A 268-nucleotide genomic window follows, 5' to 3' on the forward strand; every position below is an offset into this window, starting at 1 on the left:
CCTATATCGACGGAATCACCTGGGCGAAGCTCGACGACCCGCAGCTGATGGCACTGAAGATGACCTCCGGCGAGTTCGATTTCGCTTTCCGCCACATCAACAACGCCACCTTCAAGTCGGTCCTGTTCGACGGCCAGCAGACGGGCAACTACAGGTTCGTCGACGTGAAGGACCTGCCGGCCAACGATGCCGTCATCCTCCTGAACCTCAACTCCACCGATCCGGGGGAGCGCAAGCTCATCCAGTACAAGGATTTCCGCATCGCGCT

Annotated in this window: 1 protein-coding gene; it reads left to right on the forward strand. The window is 59.3% G+C overall.

Translation table 11 applies throughout. The annotated features are described in order from the left end of the window. The coding region (locus tag KVS69_RS19680) for a hypothetical protein (protein ID WP_217539763.1) at nt 1-268 on the forward strand (268 nt) is incomplete at both ends.

This window comes from Stenotrophomonas sp. GbtcB23 (assembly GCF_019091045.1).
GTDB lineage: Bacteria > Pseudomonadota > Gammaproteobacteria > Xanthomonadales > Xanthomonadaceae > Stenotrophomonas > Stenotrophomonas rhizophila_A.